Annotated in this window: 15 protein-coding genes; 5 read left to right on the top strand and 10 right to left on the bottom strand. The window is 70.9% G+C overall.

Translation table 11 applies throughout. From position 1 onward, the window contains the following. The first annotated feature begins 127 nt into the window (after positions 1–127). Positions 128–763: a TetR/AcrR family transcriptional regulator gene (locus tag AOM05_RS10485; protein ID WP_062521975.1), complete on the top strand. Its 636-nt coding sequence runs from the start codon at positions 128–130 to the stop codon at positions 761–763. Positions 764–827: 64 nt separating this feature from the next. Here AOM05_RS10485 and AOM05_RS10490 read toward each other — a convergent pair whose 3' ends face one another. The 7 genes from AOM05_RS10490 to AOM05_RS10520 all read right to left on the bottom strand — a co-directional run bounded on the left by AOM05_RS10490 (position 828) and on the right by AOM05_RS10520 (position 11,770). Next, positions 828–2,333: a glycoside hydrolase family 43 protein gene (locus AOM05_RS10490; protein ID WP_062521977.1), complete on the bottom strand. Its 1,506-nt coding sequence runs from the start codon at positions 2,331–2,333 to the stop codon at positions 828–830. Beyond that, the gene (locus tag AOM05_RS10495; protein ID WP_062521979.1) at positions 2,330–4,777 is read right to left on the bottom strand and encodes a glycoside hydrolase family 3 protein; all 2,448 of its coding nucleotides are present in this window, start codon (positions 4,775–4,777) and stop codon (positions 2,330–2,332) included. The genes AOM05_RS10490 and AOM05_RS10495 overlap by 4 nt, the downstream gene beginning before the upstream one ends. 42 nt (positions 4,778–4,819) lie before the next feature. Then, complete coding sequence (locus AOM05_RS10500) at positions 4,820–5,686, bottom strand: ATP-binding cassette domain-containing protein (RefSeq protein ID WP_062521981.1); 867 nt, start codon at positions 5,684–5,686, stop codon at positions 4,820–4,822. Then, the gene (locus tag AOM05_RS10505) at positions 5,683–7,494 is read right to left on the bottom strand and encodes a dipeptide/oligopeptide/nickel ABC transporter permease/ATP-binding protein (protein ID WP_062521983.1); all 1,812 of its coding nucleotides are present in this window, start codon (positions 7,492–7,494) and stop codon (positions 5,683–5,685) included. Before AOM05_RS10505 ends, AOM05_RS10500 begins: the two co-directional genes overlap by 4 nt. Next, positions 7,491–8,432 carry an ABC transporter permease gene (locus tag AOM05_RS10510; protein WP_062521985.1) on the bottom strand — a complete coding sequence of 314 codons (942 nt, stop codon included), beginning with the start codon at positions 8,430–8,432 and terminating at the stop codon, positions 7,491–7,493. The genes AOM05_RS10505 and AOM05_RS10510 overlap by 4 nt, the downstream gene beginning before the upstream one ends. Before the next feature lie 85 nt (positions 8,433–8,517). Continuing rightward, entirely contained in the window at positions 8,518–10,065 is a 1,548-nt protein-coding gene (locus tag AOM05_RS10515) for an ABC transporter substrate-binding protein (protein WP_062521986.1), read from the bottom strand. 232 nt (positions 10,066–10,297) lie between these two features. Beyond that, complete coding sequence (locus AOM05_RS10520; RefSeq protein WP_062521989.1) at positions 10,298–11,770, bottom strand: DUF1593 domain-containing protein; 1,473 nt, start codon at positions 11,768–11,770, stop codon at positions 10,298–10,300. A gap of 148 nt (positions 11,771–11,918) precedes the next feature. Here AOM05_RS10520 and AOM05_RS14705 point away from each other — a divergent pair, with 148 nt between their 5' ends. After that, positions 11,919–12,575 (top strand): TetR/AcrR family transcriptional regulator, encoded by a 657-nt coding sequence (locus AOM05_RS14705; RefSeq protein WP_062521991.1) that lies wholly within the window; start codon positions 11,919–11,921, stop codon positions 12,573–12,575. Between the two features lie 172 nt (positions 12,576–12,747). Continuing rightward, complete coding sequence (locus AOM05_RS10530; protein ID WP_062521993.1) at positions 12,748–14,085, top strand: prolyl oligopeptidase family serine peptidase; 1,338 nt, start codon at positions 12,748–12,750, stop codon at positions 14,083–14,085. A gap of 92 nt (positions 14,086–14,177) precedes the next feature. Here the strand turns inward: AOM05_RS10530 and AOM05_RS10535 are convergent, their stop codons facing one another. Then, a complete protein-coding gene (locus AOM05_RS10535; RefSeq protein WP_062521995.1) occupies positions 14,178–14,735 on the bottom strand; it encodes a dihydrofolate reductase family protein in 558 nt (185 codons plus the stop codon). A gap of 57 nt (positions 14,736–14,792) precedes the next feature. Here AOM05_RS10535 and AOM05_RS10540 point away from each other — a divergent pair, with 57 nt between their 5' ends. Continuing rightward, positions 14,793–15,641, top strand: a complete 849-nt coding sequence (locus AOM05_RS10540) for an aldo/keto reductase (protein WP_062521997.1) — start codon at positions 14,793–14,795, stop codon at positions 15,639–15,641. 59 nt (positions 15,642–15,700) lie between these two features. Here AOM05_RS10540 and AOM05_RS10545 read toward each other — a convergent pair whose 3' ends face one another. Continuing rightward, the gene (locus AOM05_RS10545; RefSeq protein WP_062521999.1) at positions 15,701–16,066 is read right to left on the bottom strand and encodes a DoxX family protein; all 366 of its coding nucleotides are present in this window, start codon (positions 16,064–16,066) and stop codon (positions 15,701–15,703) included. A 124-nt stretch (positions 16,067–16,190) separates the two neighbouring features. On the opposite strand from AOM05_RS10545, the gene AOM05_RS10550 reads away from it, so the two are divergent. Beyond that, positions 16,191–16,589 (top strand): winged helix-turn-helix transcriptional regulator, encoded by a 399-nt coding sequence (locus AOM05_RS10550; protein ID WP_304512057.1) that lies wholly within the window; start codon positions 16,191–16,193, stop codon positions 16,587–16,589. A 27-nt stretch (positions 16,590–16,616) separates the two neighbouring features. On the opposite strand, the gene AOM05_RS10555 is transcribed toward AOM05_RS10550, so the two are convergent. Beyond that, positions 16,617–17,420 (bottom strand): siderophore-interacting protein, encoded by an 804-nt coding sequence (locus AOM05_RS10555; RefSeq protein ID WP_062522001.1) that lies wholly within the window; start codon positions 17,418–17,420, stop codon positions 16,617–16,619. Positions 17,421–17,617 lie beyond the last annotated feature (197 nt).

Consider the following 17,617-nt stretch of genomic DNA (forward strand, 5'->3'; position numbering starts at 1 on the left):
CAATCGGCCGCGAGGGTCGATGTGAAACGATGTCGCTTCCGCGCCGCGCGGGGTACAGTGGTGGAAATGCGAGCGTGCGCTCGGTTTTCCGGGGGGAAGACGGGACGCACGCGCCAAGGGAGGCAGCATGGCGACGACGCCGAAGACGCGAGGACCCCGCGGGCCCTACGCGAAGACCCGCGCGACCAAGCAGAAGATCCTCGACGCCGCCCTGCTGGTGTTCGCAGAGTCGGGCTTCCGCTCCGGCTCGCTCCGCGAGGTCGCCGAGCGCGTGGGACTGTCCGACGCGGGCCTGCTCCACCACTACCCGACCAAGGCGGCGCTGCTCATCGCGACCCTCCAGCACCGCGACGACGTCGCGACCCGCGACTTCCACGTCGACACCGCGGACGGCCGGTCGCTCATCCAGAACATGATCGACATCACCGAGCGCAACATGAACCAGCCCGGCGTGGTGGAGCTCTACTGCACGCTGTCCGCGGAGGCGACCACCCCGGACCACCCGGCGCACGGCTACTTCATCGAGCGGTACGACTGGGTGCGCGATCTGGTGACAGGTGCGTTCAAGCAGCTCCAGGCCGAAGGCGGGCTGCGCGACGGCATCGAGCCTCGGAGCACCGCGATCCACCTGGTGTCCCTCATGGACGGGCTGCAGGTGCAGTGGCTGCTCAACCGCGACAGCGTCGATATGACGGTCGAGGTCAAGCGCTACCTCGACACGCTGGTGATCGAGCCGTTCCGCGCGCCCGACCGGCTCGCCTGAGCCGCGCCGGTCGCCCGAGGGGTGCCGGCGGGGAAGGGGCGCTCCTCCCCCGCCGACGGCGGCGCTACGCGTCAGATCCCTCATAGCGCCACCCCTCGAAGGACACGTCGCCCCTCAGCGCGACGAGCCCCACCACGCGACCGGTGAAGGATCCGGCGGTCTCCGCGGACAGCGAGCGCCCGTCGACCTCGGCGAGCACGTGCTCGACCCCTCCCGCGCGTGCGATCAACCGCACCACGTCGCTGGTCACCATCGACACGAAGGCGGTCGCCTCCGGCCGCACCGCGGCCAGCTCGAGCTCCACGGGCCCGGCCGGCACGGTGACGGAGGCCACGCGCTCGAAGCCGGGGACGACCGCGCGCGCGGTCACCTCGGTGACGTCGCCGCGGCCCTCCGCCACCACCTCGTAGAACGTCGCCTCGTCGTACCTCACCGCGAGGCCGCCCGCCGCATCGTCCACCCTCACCGTCACCCGGACGGACGCGGTCTGGTGGAGCTGCCGCCTGCCCACGAACACGGGTGCGAGGGCGTCCATGCCGGTGCCCTCGCCGCGCAGGGTGAGCGCGCCGGGGCGCTCGACGGGTGAGATCACGGACGCAGGCGTGCGGCGCACGGCCATCCAGCCGCCGTCGAGAGGCGCACCCAGGTCGATCTCCTCGACCACGTCGCCGGGGCGCGGGGCGAGCAGCACCGGGTCCGCCTCGGGCCAGCCGTCGACCCAGCGCACGCGCGTGTGGAACGTCTCGCGGCCGAGCGCGGAGAACGACCGCACCGCGCCGCGCGGCCGCACGCCCAGCAGCACCATGAGCCACTCGCCGTCCGGCGTCTCGACCAGGTCGCCATGGCCGGTGTTCTGGACGGGGCGGTCCGTGCCGCGCGCGGTGAGGATCGGGTTGGCCGGGCCGTTCTCGAACGGGCCGTGCGGGTCGCGCGAGCGTGCGATCGACACGCTGTGGCCGCGCTCGGTGCCGCCCTCGGCGATCATGAGGTACCACCAGCCGTCGCGCTTGTAGACGTGCGGGGCCTCGGGGAACATGCCGCCGGTGCCCACCTGGAGCGAGCGCTTCTCCGACAGCACCGCGCCCGTCGCGAGGTCCACGTCCACCTGGCGGATGCCGGTGTGCTTCCCGAAGTCCTCGCCCGTGGTCACCAGGCCGGAGTAGGTGACGAACGCGACCCCGGAGTCGTCCCAGTTGAGGTCGGGGTCGATCCCCTCGATCTCCCCGATCAGCACGCCGTCGTCCCACGGGCCGGCGGGGTCGATCGCGGAGTACACCACGCAGCCCCGGCCCATCGCGATGGTCACGATCACGTAGAAGACGCCGTCGCGGTGCCGGATGGTCGGCGCCCACACGCCGCCGGCGGTCGACACCTCCTCGAGCTCGGCCTGCTCCGGGCGGGTGACGACGTTCCCGATCCGCTCCCACTCGACCAGGTCCGTCGACCGGTAGACGGGGATGCCGGGCAGGTACTCGAACGTGGACGTCACTATGTAATAGGTGTCGCCCACGCGGACCACGGACGGGTCCGGGTTGAAGCCCGGCAGCAGCGGGTTGGGGATCGCGGTCATCGCGCGTCGACCTCGGCGGTGAGCGGCAGGTCCGCGGCCGTGGTGCCGGCACGCAGCGTGAACGTGCCGCCCTCGACCTGCCAGCCGCCGTCCCAGTGCGCGAGGGCACGGTGGGGGAGGACGATGCGCAGGCGGGCCTCCTCGGCCACGTCCAGGCGGGCGACGGCGTGGCCCACGTACCAGCGGACGGGACGCTCGACGGTCGAGCCGTCGCGCTCGGCGAACAGCTGCACCACGTGCTTGCCGGCGCGGTCGCCGGTGTTGCGCACGGTGACCTCGACGGTCGCGTCGCGGTCCGCGGTCACCGGGCCGTCGACCGTGAGGTCGAAGGCCTCGAAGGTCGCATAGCCGGCGCCGTGCCCGAACCAGTAGGCGGGCGTCGCGCCGGCACGCAGCCAGGCGCGGTAGCCCACGTGGATCCCCTCGTCGTAGGTGAGCACGCCGTCGACGGGGGTGACGTCGAGGACAGGGACGTCCGCCTCGGTGGCGGGCCACGTGGTGGGGAGGCGTCCGCCGGGCTCGACCACGCCGGTGAGGATGTCGACGAGCGCGTGCCCGAACTCCTGCCCGCCGAACCAGCCGACCAGCACCGCGCCCACGCGCTCGCGCCACGGCATCAGCACCGGCGAGCCGGCGTTCACGATCACCACGGTGCGGGGGTTCGCGGCCGCGACGGCCTCGACCAGCGCGTCCTGGTGGCCGGGAAGCGCGAGGGAGTCGCGGTCGAAGCCCTCGGACTCGACCTTCTCGTTGGTGCCCACCACCACGACGGCGACGTCCGACTCCGCCGCCACCCGGGCGGCCTCCGCGATCATCTCCTCGGGCGAGGACTGGACCGGACGCGTGCCCACGGTGAACGCGAGGGCCCCGGCCAGCGCATCGTCCCTCTCGCCCAGGTCCACCTCGAAGCGGACCTCGACGGGGACGCCGGCGCGCAGCGAGACCGGCACGCCTGTCGGGCGCGGCGACAGCAGGGCGGCACCTAGGTCGTCGCCCTCGGGCGTGAGCATCTCGTCGATGCGGAGCTCGCCGTCGATCCACAGGCGGGCGTGGCCGGTGACGGCGCAGCCGAGCTCGACCTCGGCGTCCCCCTTGGGGACCAGCGTGAAGTCGGTCTCGACGCGGCGGCTGGCGGCGATCGGGGCGTCGCCGCCGAACCAGACGAACTCGGTCGCAAGGCGGTCCTCCGCGAACAGCTCGCCGCCGTCCGCGTCGCGGAACGTGACGCGCGCGCCGGGACCGCCGGTGACGGGGTTGACCAGCACGTCGCCCTGCAGGCCCGCGAGCCCCACCTGGTTGATCGCGCCCACGGAGTAGCGGACGTCGCCGCCGGGCAGCGCCTTGACCAGGCACTCGAGCGGCGGGTCGACACGCTCGGGCACCACCGTGGCGGAGCCGCCGCCCTGGGTGCGGGCCTGCTCGGCGTTGGAGCCGAGCACCGCGACCGAGCGGAGCGCGGAGGCGTCCCACGGGAGCAGGCCGCGGTTCTCGAGGAGCACCATGCCCTCGGCCGAGGCCTCACGGGCGAACGTGGGGCCGTCCTCGGCCTGCACCTCCGCGGGTGCCGAGTCGCCGAGCGCGCCCACGCGCTGCGCGAGGCGGAGGATGCGACGCACTTTGTCGTCGACCGCGGCCTCGGGGACCTCGCCGGCCTCGACGGCCTTGACCAGCGCTGCGCCCCACGGGCCGTGCGGCCCGGGCATCACCAGGTGCTGGTCCGCCTTCGCGGAGTCGATGGTGCGGACGGCGGTCCAGTCGGAGACCACCACGCCGTCGAAGCCCCACTCGTCGACCAGCGGGCTGGTGAGGAGGTCGTTCTCGGTCGCGGTGACGCCGTTGATCGAGTTGTAGGCGCTCATCACCAGCCAGGCGCGCGACTCCACGACCGCCCGCTCGAAGGCGAGGAGGTAGACCTCGCGCAGCGCACGCTCGGAGACCTCGACGTTCGCGGTGTAGCGCTCCGTCTCGAAGTCGTTCGCGACGTAGTGCTTGGGCGTCGCGCCCACGCCCGCGTCCTGGAGGCCGTTCACGTAGGCGGCGGCGAGGTCGGCAGTGAAGCGCGGGTCCTCGCTGAACGCCTCGAAGTGGCGGCCGCCCAGCGGCGAGCGGTGGATGTTGATGGTGGGGCCGAGCACCACGTCGACGCCCTTGCGGCGGGCCTCGGCGGCCGCGACGCGGCCGTAGCGGTACGCGATCGCGGGGTCGAAGGACGCGGAGAGGGACGATGCGCTGGGCAGGTTGAGCGACGGGGAACGCTCGTCCCACACGGGGCCGCGCACGCCCGACGGACCGTCGGACAAGGTCATCGACCGCAGGCCGATGCTCTCGATCGGGACGGTCGACCAGAAGTCGCGGCCGGTGAGCAGCTCGACCTTCTCCTCGAGGGAGAGGCGGGCGATGAGGGCGTCGAGGTCGGCGGCGACCTCGATGTCGGGGGTGGTCATGCGATGTTCCTTACGTGTGGTGCGTGGCTGGTCGGGCGCGCCTCAGGCGGCGCCCGCCTGAAGGTCGGCCTCGCGCTGGGCCTCGAGCATCCGGGCCCGGTCCGCGCGGCGCTGGGCCTGGCGGTCGGGGTCGGCGACCGGGGCCGCCATGAGGAGCCGCTGCGTGTACGGGTGCTCGGGGTCGGAGGTGACCTTGTCCCCGTCGCCGTACTCGACGATCTCGCCGTGGTACATCACCGCAACGCGATGGCTGAGGTGTCGCACCACCGCGAGGTCGTGCGACACGAACAGGTACGCGACGCCCGTGGCCTCCTGGATGTCCTTGAACAGGTCCAGGACGCGGGCCTGGGTGGACAGGTCGAGAGCGGACACCGGCTCGTCGCAGACGATCAGCGCCGGCTCGAGCGCGAGCGCCCTCGCGATCGCGATGCGCTGACGCTGACCGCCGGAGAACTCGCGCGGCAGGCGCTGCGCGGCGTCGGCGGGAAGCCCCACCTGGTCCAGCAGCGTGCGCACGCGCTTGCGGGCATCCGCCGCGGACACGTTCTTCACCCGCAGCGGCTCGGCGAGCGTCTGCTCGATGGTGAGCGACGGGTTGAGCGACGTGTACGGGTCCTGGAACACCACCTGGATGTCCTCGGACAGCTCGCGCCGCTCGCGGCGGGAGATGGTGCCGATCTCGCGACCCTTGAACTTGACCGAGCCCTCGGTGACGGGCGCGAGGCCCAGCACCGCACGGCCCAGCGTGGTCTTGCCCGAGCCGGACTCGCCCACCAGGCCCACGCACTCGCCGGGCTTGACGTCGATGGACACGCCCTTGAGCGCTCGGAACGGCTTGCGGCCGAATCCCTTGATCGGGTACTCCACCACCAGGTCGGTGACCTCGAGGAGCGGTTCTGCGGCGGTCACTTGGCACCTCCGGCGTTGACGTGACGGTCCGACGAGTGCGAGAGCGAGCCGCGGGCGGCGCCGTCCTCGAGGATCGCGTCGAACAGGGACTGGGTGTACGCGTGGCGCGGGCCCGCGAAGATGGACCGGGCGGGCCCGGTCTCGACGATCCGGCCCTTCTGCATGACCGACACGCGGTCGCACAGGTCCGCGACCACACCGAAGTTGTGGGTCACCAGGAGCACGGCCACGCCGAGCTCCTGCTGGAGCCCCCGGAGCAGGTCGAGGATGTCGGCCTGGACGGTGACGTCGAGGGCCGTGGTCGGCTCGTCGGCGATGATGAGGTCCGGCTCGCAGGAGATCGCTCCGGCGATGAGGACGCGCTGCGCCTGGCCGCCCGAGACCTGGTGCGGGTAGGACCGGAAGGTCTTCTCCGGGTCGGGCAGGCCCACCTTGGCGAGGAGGTCCAGCGCGCGCGCCTTCGCCTCCTTGCCGGAGATCCCGAGGGTCTCCCGCATCGGCTCGACCAGCTGGCTGCCGATGGTGAAGGACGGGTCCAGGTTGGACATCGGCTCCTGCGGGACGTAGGAGATCCGCTTGCCCTGGATCTTGCGCATCTGCTTGACAGACTTGCCGGTGAGCTCGTCCCCGTCGAACACGATGCTGCCGGCCGCGACGCGCCCGCCCTCGGGGAGGAGCCCGAGGATCGAGAACGCCGTCTGGGTCTTGCCCGACCCGGACTCGCCGATGAGGCCGTGGACCTCGCCCTTGCGGACCGTCAGCGAGACGCCGTTGACCACCTGCGTGAGCGAGCCGTCCGGCTGGTCGTAGCCGACCACGAGGCCGTCGACCTCGAGCAGCAGGTCGCGCGGGGCGGCCTCCGTCTCGGCGTGGACCTCGGCGGGCGCACCCTCCGCGTTCACGGCGGCCTTGGTCTTCGACTTGGCCTTCTTGGGCTTGGCGGAGCGCTCGAGCTCGTCGCGCAGTGCGTTGGCGAACAGCGCGAAGGCGACGGACGCGAGGGCGATGATGGACGCGGGCCACACGAGCAGCAGCGGCTGCTGGTACATCTTGGTGAAGGCGTCGTTGAGCATCCCGCCCCAGGTGGGGATGGTCGGGTCGCTCATGCCGATGAACCCGAGGCCTGCCTGGATCGCGATCGCGATGAGGGTGACGATCGCGGCCTGGATGATGACGGGCGCGCGCACCACCGTGAGGATGTGGCGGCCGATGATCGACGGGTCCTTGACGCCGGCGACGCGGGCGGCGTCGACGTAGAGCTCGTTCCTGACGCCCATGACCGCGGCCTGCGTGAGGCGGTAGAACGCCGGCGCGAGCAGGACTCCGAAGATCGCCATCGCTCCCCACAGGGTGGGGCCGATCACCGCGCGTGCGGCGAGGAGGACCACGAGGCCGGGCAGCGCCATCACCAGGCTGGTGAGCCACGCGCTGACGGACTCGAACCAGCGGCCGTAGTAGCCGGCGATGAGGCCCGAGGTGACGCCGATGATCGCTGCGAGGAAGGTCGCGAGCGCGGCGCCGAGCAGGCTGTACCGGGTCGCGAAGACCAGGCGGGCCCACACGTCGCGGCCGGCCGAGTCGGTGCCCAGGAGGTGCTCGGCGCTCGGCGACGCGAGGATGTTGCGGATGTCCGCGTAGTCCGGGTCCTGGCTGGTGAGGAGCGGAGCGAAGGCCGCCATGAGGATGAGGAGCGCGATCACGATGATCGCGAAGAGCCCCGTGGGGTTCTTGAGCATGCGGCGCGCGAGGTGGGAGCGGCGCCCCACGTTCTCGGCGACCTCGAGCGTGACGTCGGCAGACTGGCTCATGACAGACGCACCTTCGGGTTGAGGAACCCCTGCAGCAGGTCGAAGACGAGGTTCACGACGACGACCACCACGCCCGTGGCGACGACCACACCCATGACGATGGGGATGTCGCCCTGGGTGGTCGACTGGATGGTGAGGGGGCCGATTCCCGGGATGGCGAAGATCTGCTCGACGATGAGCGTGCCGCCCAGGAGGCCGACGAACTGCAGCGCGAGGACCGCGAGTGCGGGGCCGCCGGCGTTACGGAGCACGTGCTTGTAGATGACCTTGTTCTCCCGCACGCCGCGGCTGCGGAGCGTGCGGACCCAGTCCTGCCGCTGCGCGTCGATGACGGAGCCGCGCACCTGCTGCGCGACCGCCGCGACCGCACCGATCGACAGGGCGATGATCGGGAGCGTGACGCTCTCGAGCCATCCCGCCGGCGAGGCGGACCATCGGATGTAGCCCGTGGGCTGGAACCAGCCGAGGTTGAGGGCGAAGACGTTCACGAGCAGGATCGCGATGAGGAAGCTGGGGATCGCGAAGCCGAGGATGGAGAGCACCTGGATCAGGCGGTCGACCCAGCCGCGCTTGCGGGCCGCCCACACGCCGAGCGCGATGCTCACGATCGCGCTGATGAGCACGGTGCCGACGACGAGGGTGAGCGTCACCGAGAGGCGGGAGGTGATGGTCTCCGCGACCGGCTGGCTGCTGAACCACGACCGGCCGAAGTCGCCGTGGAGGGCGTCGGAGAGCCAGTTGACGTAGCGAGGGATGAGCGGCTCGTTGAGCCCGAGCTCCTCGGCCTTCTTCGCGACGGTCTCCTCCGTCGCGGTCTGACCGAGGATCTGGCGGGCGATGTCGCCGCCGCTGAGATAGAGGAGCAGGTACGCGATCGTGGTGATCGCGAAGAGGAGGACGACGCCAGCGCCCAGGCGTCGCAGGGTGAATTGCACCATCGGAGGGATCCTTTGCCGATGCTTCAGTGGGAGGGGGTGGGTGCCGGGCCGCGCGGGGCGCAGCCCGGCACCGTGACGGTCAGCCTCAGCCGACCGGCTTGATGGTCCAGAGATACGGCCACGTGTTGCCGGTCTGCGCCTCTGCCGTGGTGCCCTCGGCGACCACCTTGGTGTTGTCGGTCCGGTAGAAGGGCACGAACCACGCCTGGTCGACGATGTACTGGTTCAACTCCGCACCGGCGGCCTCGTCGCCCAGCTGGATCTCACCGATGAGCTCCTCGACGGTCGGGTCCTCGTAGTGGAGGAAGTTGAACGTCGAGTCCGCGGCGATCTGGAAGGACGCGAGCTGGTAGTCGCTCGGGTCCTGCTGGAGGATCATCAGCGTCGCCGGCCACTTGCCCGCCACCATGTCGGAGATGAAGTTCGCCGGCGCGACGTCCTCGTAGACCACCGTGATGCCCACGTCCGCGAGCTGCTGCTGGATGAGCGTCAGCCACGACTGGTTGAGCGCTGCCGTCGAGGGCATGGTGATCTCGAGGCCGTCGGCGTAGCCCGCCTCGGCGAGGAGCGACTTCGCCTTCTCGGGGTCGTACGGGTACGTGCCGTCGAGCGCCTCGTCGAAGCTGGACGAGGTGGTCGGGAAGATCTGGCCCGTGGTGGTGCCGTAGCCCGCGGAGAACGCCTGCAGGATCGCGTCGCGGTCGAACGCGTACGCGATCGCCTGGCGCACCTTGACGTCCGCGAGGGCCTCGTTGAGCACGCCGCCGCGGTCCGCGAGGATGAGGCCGACCCAGTCGAGCTGGTTGGTGACGGTGCCGTAGCCGGAGGCCGTCATCTGGTCGAGCTGCGTGAGGTCGATCACCGAGGCGACGTCGACCTGGCCGCCCTGCACCGCGTTCAGCATGGCGGTGGAGTCCGTGTAGACGTTCGCGACCACGCGGTCGTAGTGCTGGTCCTCGGGGTTCCAGTAGTCGGGGTTCTTGTCGAACACGTAGGTGGTGCCGGCGACGGTCTCGCCCACGTTGAGCGTGTAGGGACCCGAGCCGATCGGGACGGTGTCGACGTCCGCGGTGTCGAAGGCCGCGGGCGACTCCTGGAGGCCGGCGTTCTGGGTGAGGTACACCTCGAGGGCCGGGTCGGGCTCGCTCATGGTGATCTCGACGGTGTCCTCGTCCACCGCGGTGGCGTCCGCGACGCGGCCGAGGTTCGAGGCGTTCGGGGAGGTGCCGTCGCGGAAGCGCAGGATGTTCTGGGCGGCGACATCGGCGTCGAACGCGGTGCCGTCGGTGAACGTGACGTCGTCGCGCAGGTCGAGCGTGAGGGTCATGCGGTCCTCGCTCCACTCCCAGGCGGTCGCGAGGTTGGGCGAGATGGTGCCGTCCGGCTCCATGCGCAGCAGCGAGTCGTAGACCGCCTGCATCATGGGCGACTCGTTGGCCCAGTTGGCGTTCGCTGCCGCGAACGACGTGACCTGGGCGATGACGCCGAGGGTCACGGTTCCGCCGGACTCCGAGCCGCCCTCGGAGGCGCCGCTCGTGGTCGGGTCGGACGAGGAGCCGCCGGAGCAGCCCGCCAGAGCGGCGACCGACACGGCGGCTGCCGTGGTGATCAGTGCTCGCTTCTTCGAGAACATCTTTGTTCCTTCCGCGTGGGGAGAACGGCCCCTCCATGGACCGATGCGTGCCACCGTAACCCCAAACCCGAGTGACAGCAAGGTATTTATCAAAGCGTTATCAAAGGCTGAATGGATATGTCCGCTGGGAGCGAGCACAGTCACAGAGGGTCGAAACGCGCACGCGAAGGCGGGCCCGGCGCTACCGCACCGAGCCCGCCCTGAGCGCGCGTCCCGCGCCCCGGAGCCGCCATCAGGCGACCCTGATCACCACCCGGGCGTACGAGGTCGACGGGACCGGCGCATCGTCCACGGCCTCGACAATCACGTGGATCGCGTCGCCGGCGCGCGCGTCCGCCGGGATCCCGATCGCGAGCGTGGCCCCTGACAGCTCTACGGTCGCCGACCCCTCGCAGGATCCCGCCTCGCGATACTCCCACGCGGTCAGAGCGACGGCATCGCCATCGGGGTCGCTCGCGTGGAGCGTCACCTCGACCCGTTCCCCCGCCGCGCCGGAAAGGTCCACGCCGGGCTCCACGGTGAGCGCGGGCGCGTGGTTCGCGTCCTCGAACCGCGGCGTCACGCTCCATCGCAGGCGGGTCGCGAGATCACGCTGGAACGCGCCGAGCCAGCGCGCGGCCGCGTAGTCGTTGACGGTGGTGCCGAACGGGGTCTCGACAGGAGCCATGCCCTCCGGGAGGGAATCGTGCGCGAGGCCGCTCACCCACTCGTGGGGGTCGGAAGGGCTGGGCGCCTGGCGGCCGCCCCAGCCGCCGAAGTGCGGCCCCTCCCAGTTCCGGAGGCCGTTGTCGATGTGCATCGCGAAGTTCGAGGAGTCGCCCTCGGAGATCCACGCGCCCGGCGGGAACACGGGGCACCAGACGCGGTAGCCGAGCGCCTCGAGCTCGTCCTTGGTCTTACCTGCGATCCCGAAGTAATCCTCGTCGTCGAAGCCTGCGGCCATCTGAAGGCCGTCGCCCCACACGCGGTACGCGCTGCCGATCGGGCCGACGCCCGAGACGTGCTCGGCCATCCACTCGGGCGTCAGGTACACCTGATCCTCGTCCCGGACCACGAGGCGCGCGAAGTAGCCCCACGCCAGGGTCGCGACCTCGCGCAGCTCGAGCTCGGGCCAGTGGGGGCGGATGTACTCGTCCCACGTCTGGTCCTGCTTGCCGAAGCTCGTGATCACGGTGCGCGCGACCACCGTGCGGTAGGTGTCCTCCCAGGTGCCGGCGCGCTTGGCACGCTCCTCGATCGAGAGCAGGGCGCGCGCAATGGTGTTGGTGCCGCCCCAGGCCTGCACGAACACCTGGCGGTCGTCGCCGTCGAGCAGGACGTCCTCGATGAGGCGTGAGCCGTCCGTCTCCTGATCCGTGTCGCCCTTGGTGAGGATGTTGCCCTGCTTGACGAGCGCTCGGAGATGCTCCGGCGATGGGTAGCGCGCGTCGTGGACCCTGAGGTTGTCCCACGCCTGCTCGTAGGCGTCGACCGCTTGGTCGATGTGGCCACGAGCGCCCGCCGGGGGCCAGCGGTGCGGCTCGACGCCGGCGGCCGGGTCGCCCGCCCAGTGGAACTGGCTCGAGGAGTAGATCAGGCCGGCGAGGTCGATCTCGTTGCTGTAGAGCACCAGGCGGAGCATCGAGTTCAGGTCGTCGAGCTCGGGGTCCGTGGTGACGATCACCCGCGGGCGGCGCGCGCCGTCCTGCCGGTCCGCTGCTGTCATGGTCGCCTCCTTGCGATGCGGCGCGGCGCGGCGTGCTGCCCTCTCCCACGCGCTCGAATGTTCATTCGCTAGCGAATGACCGTACCAGCATCGCACCGCAGCGCGTCCGACCCTCGCGGCCGCACGAGGGTCGCGGCATACTGCGCGCATGACGACCGCCCGCATCTCGGATCCACAGCCTCAGCCGCGTGGCGCACGTGGGCCCTACCGGTCCGGGGTCCTGCGGCGCGAGCAGATCCTGGACGCAGCGGTCGAGGTCTTCGGCCGACACGGCTACGTGGGCGGCTCCATGCGACGCATCGCCGAGCTGGTCGGCGTGTCACACGCGGCGTTGTCCCGCCACTTCGCCACCAAGGACGAGCTGCTCACCGCCGTGCTCGAGCGATCGGATGCCGCCAACGGGGCCGCGATCGCGACCGACGGCGATCCCCTCTCCGAGCTCGACGCGTTCGCGCGCCTCGTGTCGGCCAACGGCGAGCACCGCGCGCTGGTGGCGCTCCTCCTCACCATGGCAGCCGAAGCCTCCGACCCCGATCACCCCGCCCGCACCTTCATGGCGGCTCGCTATGCGCGGACCGTGGAGAACGTGTCGCACCTGCTCGTCGACGCCGGCGCCGCAGGCCAGACCCGACTGTTCTCGCCGGCCGAGGCCGAGTTCGAGGCGCGCGCCTTCGTGGCGCTCATGGACGGGCTGCAGCTGCAGTGGCTGCTTGATCCTCGCATCGATCTCGCGTCGACCGTGGCGACCGCGTACGCCGCCATCCGCGACCGATGGGTGTCGGGGCCCGAGGCTTCGCGTAGGTGAGGCGAGGCTCCTCGCCCTCACCCGAGAGGGTCGCGCCGTCGGGTCGTCGCTAAATGTTGCCACCTGGTAACAGTTGGGCATATGGTCCGACCGTGCCCGCGCAACGTCGCTGGCATGTGCGCGAACCAAGGACGGTACGCGAGCACCCGAACTCAACGACGAGGAGCGGACCATGCAGAGACTCACCACCCGAGGCACCGCCGTAGCGGCGACCTGCCTCCTCATGACCGCGGCGGCCACCGCCACTGCGGCGGCAGACAGCGGCGGCACGATCGACGCCACCGTGGTCGACGCCACGCTGATCACCGAGGTCACACCGCTCGGCTATCAGGTGGCGGCCGTGGCGGTCGAATACGACCGCGAGCTCAAACTCGGCGGCGCCGGTGTCGACGCCGACGCGTTCGACGTCGACGTGAACCTCGCCGCGGTGGGCGCGCCCGGCATCTCCGGGGACCGGACCGTGATCGACGCTTACACCGCCGCCTCGCCTGAGATCACGGGCAAGCAGCGCGCCGGGCGGTACGTGATCCTCGAGCTCCAGCTCGACGAGGCGACGTCGGCGGGCACCTACAACGACGGCACGTTCACGCAGTTCTACGACCTCGACGGGGGCTACACCGTCACCCAGACCGGCGACATCGGCAAGCGCAACCACGTGGTGCCCGCGCAGCCGGATGTCGTGGTCGCCAACTCCGCACACCTCGACCCGATCACGGACCAGTACGCCGCAGGAACGCTCGCCTCCGCCGCAGGACCGGAGATCAACTACCGCTCGTACTCACCCGACACCAAGCCCGGCAAGAAGTACCCGCTCGTCGTGACGCTCCACGGGTTCGGCGAGAGCGGGTCGAACAACTTCAGCCAGATCGCGGGCAACCAGATCTCGACGGCCTTCGCCGACCCGGCGCGCCAGAAGTCGGACCCCGCCTACGTCCTCTCCCCGCAGGCGGAGCCCTTCAACCCCGCGAAGGGCGCCTGGTGGGCGCCCTCGATGCAGGCGGCCGTGATCGAGCTGGTCGAGACCTTCATCGCAGAGCACCCCGACGTCGACACGTCTCGCGTCTACCTCACGGGCCTGTCCATGGGCTCGTACGGTTCGTGGGGCATCCTCACTCAGCGCAGCGACCTGTTCGCCGGCGCGGTGGTGGTGTGCGGCGCCGGCAATGAGGCCGCCGCCGTGGCGGAGCTCGCGGACTTCCCGATCTGGGCGATCCACTCCGTCGACGACTTCGTGGTCGCCTACGACGCACCGGGCTCGGACTACCGAATCTTCCAGGGCGTCGAGGCCGCTGGAGAGCCCGTGACCTGGGCGGAGTGGTCCGGCCTGCTGTCCGACCGCGAGCAGGAGGCCCTCGCCAAGGATGCGGTCCAGGAGGCCCGCCGCACCGGCAGCGAGCACATCTTCTGGACCATCCCGGAGGGCACCACGCCGCTGTTCAGCCACGGCGCATGGATCCCCACGTACACGAACGACGTGATCCTCGACTGGTTGTTCGACCAGCAGGCCTAGGGACCGCACGAGGCGCGGGGGCCGGAGCGGTCCCGCCCCCGCGCCTCGACGCGAACCCGGCCGCCGCATCGTCCCTCCGGAACACCGCGGACCTAGAGCACCGCGTACCTCAGCAGCACCGTCCCGTCGGAGAACACCCGCTGCTCGAGCAGCGACAACTGCAGCCGCACGCCGTCCGGCAGCGCGCGCCGGCCCCCACCGACGGTCACGGGCGCGACGGCGAGCACGATCTCGTCCACCAGCCCCGCGGCGATCGCCTGGCCCGCGAGCTCCGGCCCCCCGATGTCCAGGTCCCGATCCGCGCCCGCCTTGAGCGCCGCGACCTCGGCCGGGTCGAACTCCCGCACGATCCGCGCCCGCGGAACCCCCGCATCGTCCAGCGTCCGCGAGTAGACCACGGTGTCCGAGTCGATCCAGGCGTCCGCGAAGCGCTGGTACAGCGGCGTGATCTCGGGGTCTGCGGCCATCTCGTGCCAGACCGCCATCACCTCGTGCATCTTGCGGCCGTACAGGTGCGTGCCGACGGTCGCCTCGAGGTCCGCGAACCAGTCGTGGAGCTCGTCGACGGGCTCGGTGAAGTCGAAGCCCCCGTCCGCGTCCTCGTAGTAGCCGTCGAGCGAGCAGTTGATCGCGTAGATGAGCTTGGCCATGGCGGAGGCTCCCTTCCCCTGGTCACGGTAACCCGCGGGCCGTCCTAGGGTGGGCTCATGACCCTTCCTCACCTCACGCTCAACGACGGCCACACTGTTCCTGCGATCGGATTCGGCACGTACCCCCTGGTAGGCGACCAGGGTGGGCGCGCGGTCCTGTCGGCGCTCGAGCACGGCTACCGGCTCCTCGACTCCGCGGTGAACTACGAGAACGAGGGCATCGTGGGCCGCGCCCTGCGCGACTTCCTGCGCGAGTCCGGCGTCCCGCGCGGAGAGGTGACGGTGCAGACCAAGCTGCCCGGACGCCATCACGACCTCGAGCGCGCCGTCGCGTCCGGAGAGGAATCCCGCGCGCGCCTGGGCGTGGACCGGATCGACGTCATGCTCATCCACTGGCCCAACCCGATCACCGGCAAGTACAAGGAGGCGTGGCGCGCGCTCGTGGAGCTGCGCGAGCGCGGCGTGGTGCGGTCGATCGGCGTCTCAAACTTCAACGAGCGCCTGCTCGACGAGATCATCGCCGACTCCGGCGTGACCCCCGCCATCAACCAGGTCGAGCTGCACCCCTACTTCCCTCAGACGTCACTGCTCGCGAAGCACGCCGAGCTCGGGATCGTCACGCAGGCATGGAGCCCGCTCGGCAAGCGCCAGGCGCCGTACGGCGAGCCCGTGGTGGTCGCCGCCGCTTCCCGGCTGGGGGTCACCCCCGCCCAGGTGATCCTGCGCTGGCACCTCGAGCGCGGCTCGCTGCCGCTTCCCAAGTCCGCGACGCCGTCACGCCAGGTGGAGAACCTGTCCGTCGCCGACTTCTCGCTGCTGCCCGAGGAGGTCGAGGCGATCACCGCGCTCGGCCGCGCGGACGGCCGCCTCTTCGACGGCGACCCCGAGACGCACGAGGAGATGTAGGAGGGACGATGCGCGGGCCGGGTCCTCCGACGAGGCCCGGCCCGCGCATCGTGCCGAGGCTAGAGGACCTCGATGAAGCCCAGGACCGCGGAGGCGGCAGCGACTGCGCCGAGGACGATCGTCGGGACGAGGGGCTCGCTGCGACGCGCGTGCACCACGGTCGCGCCGATCATGGTGACCAGAAGGCCCACCGACGCGAGCGGCGTCAGGATGGGCGCGACGTCCGTGACGACCGGGGCGATGAGGCCCACCGCGGCGAGGAGCTGGGTCGCGCCGATCGCCTTGACGGCCCCGTCGCTGAAGTCCTCGGTCCAGCCCATGCCCTTCTCCTGAAGCGTGGCACGCGGGGTGGACACCTTCATGCTGCCGGCGGCGGCGAACACGAGGGCGAGGATCGCGTTGACGATCCAGAGGGCGATCAGCATGGGAACTCTTCTCTGCGGGCGCCGCCCGCGACATTGGTTACGATGAGTAAGCAACACCATGGTGCGTGACTGTTGACGCGTCCACAAAAGGCACATGCGTGTGCGTGACCCCGTTGGAGGCGGCGTGAGCCTGGTCGACGAACCCCTCACCACCTACGAGAGCGCCTGCTCCGGCGTCACCGCGGACACGCAGGCCGCGATCCGGGACGTGCTCAACCGCATCGGCGACAAGTGGTCGCTCCTGGTGATCGCGACGCTCGGAGAGCGCACACTGCGCTTCGGAGAGGTGCAGGCGCACGTGCCGGGCATCTCGCAGCGCATGCTCACGCTGACCTTGCGTCAGCTCGAGCGCGATGGCCTGGTGCGCCGCGAGGTGTTCGCCGAGGTGCCGCCGCGCGTCGAGTATGCGCTGACGCCACGGGGCGCGACGCTGATCACGCCCGCGAGCGCGCTCGCCGAATGGGCGATCGGGCACTACCCGGGGATCCTCGCGAGCCGCGCGGAGTATGACGCGCGCGGGTAGGCGGCCCGCGCATCGTCCTCCTGGCCCCTATCCGGCGGTCGCGTCCTGCTCCGCCTCCATCTGGGCGTTGAAGTCGCGCTTGCTCGACTGCCAGCCGTCCTCGTTCATACCGGTGCGCCAGTAGCCCGAGATGGACACCTGCGCGCGCGGGACGCCGAGCTCGTTGAAGAGGTGGCGGCGCAGCGGCTTCACCATGTCGGCGTTGCCGTGCACGAAGGCCTCGACAGCCTCGGGCGCGACGCCGTCCGGGAGTCTCGCCGCCACGACCGCGCGCGTAAGCGCCTCGCCGTAGCCGTCGGCGGGGCCGCGGTGGATCCAGTGGACCCGCGTGCGTGCGGTGGCGGGCAGCGCCTGCTCCTCCGATGCGTCGGCGACCTCGACGTAGGCCTCCACCCGCGCATCGTCCCTGGTGCTCGCCAGGTTCTCGAGTGCGGCGGCGATCGCAGGGATCGCCGACTCGTCACCCACGAGGAGGTCGAGGCCGGCCGTGGGGCTCGGCGCCCAGGCGCCGCCGGGGCCCACGAAGCTGAGCGTGTCGCCCGGCTGCGCGGCGGCGGCCCAGGGGCCGGCGAGGCCCTCGTCGCCGTGGATCACGAAGTCGATCGCGAGCTCCCGCGCGCTCATGTCGAGGCTGCGGATCGTGTAGGTGCGCGTCACCTCGCCGAACTTCAACTTCACGTAGTGGTCGGTGAAGGTGAGGTCGGGAAGCTCGTCGAGGTCGGGGCCGGTGAGCGTGACGCGCACCATGCCGGGCGCGAGGCGCTCCGTGCGGGTCACCGTGAGGGTACGGACGGGGCGTGCGGGGCGGCCTTCGGCGCGGGGGTCTGCCATCCCAGCATCGTATGCGGAATCGCACGGGATGATGTCATCGCTGGTATATGCATTGCGAGGCGTTTTTCACATCCCTTTTGTCGGGAATGTCAGACCCCGGTGGTGTGATGGTTCTATGGATGCAGCACACCTGTTCGACGACTTACCCGGCGGCTCTGACGCCGGGTTCGCGTCGGCGTGTGTGGATGCTCGGGTGG

The sequence above is a fragment of the Demequina silvatica genome, from assembly GCF_000971215.1.
Lineage (GTDB): Bacteria > Actinomycetota > Actinomycetes > Actinomycetales > Demequinaceae > Demequina > Demequina silvatica.